This is a genomic window from Pseudomonas amygdali, assembly GCF_002699855.1.
GTDB classification, from domain to species: domain Bacteria; phylum Pseudomonadota; class Gammaproteobacteria; order Pseudomonadales; family Pseudomonadaceae; genus Aquipseudomonas; species Aquipseudomonas amygdali.
Genome location: NZ_LKBW01000204.1, coordinates 1 through 903 on the forward strand (window position 1 = coordinate 1; position 903 = coordinate 903).

Annotated in this window: 1 protein-coding gene and 1 pseudogene; one reads left to right on the forward strand and one right to left on the reverse strand. The window is 50.1% G+C overall.

What is annotated here, in order from left to right:
• Nucleotides 1-242 precede the first annotated feature (242 nt).
• Entirely contained in the window at nucleotides 243-467 is a 225-nt protein-coding gene (locus tag AO277_RS14145; protein WP_044320235.1) for a hypothetical protein, read from the forward strand.
• Nucleotides 468-529: 62 nt separating this feature from the next.
• Here AO277_RS14145 and AO277_RS14150 read toward each other — a convergent pair.
• A pseudogene (locus tag AO277_RS14150) lies at nucleotides 530-850 on the reverse strand (hypothetical protein); the annotation flags it as partial.
• Nucleotides 851-903: the final 53 nt, after the last annotated feature.

Below are 903 nucleotides of genomic sequence, written 5' to 3' on the forward strand. Positions count from 1 at the left end.
CCGAGTCTGCCCAGGTGGCATGACTCAAACAAAAGGGTCTCCGAGAAACCCGGGGCGGTTCAGTCCTGACGACAAGTAACCTCAATAGCACACATGAACTAATAGCCAAAAGACACACTAGCAAGTAGCTCATTTGTGCTATTGAGGTGTTTGTAAGCGGTGACTTTAATGGTGTTGTCTTCCGTCGTTCAACGGTACGGAAGCCCTGATTTATCAATGACACTTTCAGAGGAAACAACGCCATGACTCAAGCAGTGAACCCACAACAGGCACATAATGCGCTTCCTGCCGGACCAGCACTTCGAGTGCTGAACGAGGCCGAGTTGAGCCAGGTCGGCGGTGGTATTGAATTCAGCGCATTTGGTTACACCTTCGCAGGCGGAGAGTCGTTTGCGCCAGGTTTCAATTATGCATCCATCACCAACTCGCGGGGTATTCCGATTTATTACACAACCTGGCAGAACTGACAGCGTTATCAATGCGCGGCTTACAGAACCCGGACATTGTCCGGGTTTTATGCTGACGGCTTCTATTTCTGAAGTGTGAATTCGGCTTTGTCAAAAGACAGCCAGCAAGCATCATTGTCGGTCCACTTTGATTCACTGGTGCCCAACACACCTTTCACAAGAACCCTGTCGCCCTTCTTGAAGCTGCTTATTTTTTTCTTGTTGACCAACAGGTCATCGCGGGTCAAGCCCTGGCCCGTGCATTTGGGATTGGACGGATCGCTGAAGATGACCGCAATCTGATTCTGACCGACCGCCGTCCCGGTTTTAGTAATGCGCTGTACGACGCCAGGAATGATCAGTGTTTGAGCGTCCCATTTTTCTTTCGCGGTGAGACTGTCAGAAATTTTGTGTTCGGGCATAACATGTAGCTAGAGGTGCATGTATGCCGACCAAA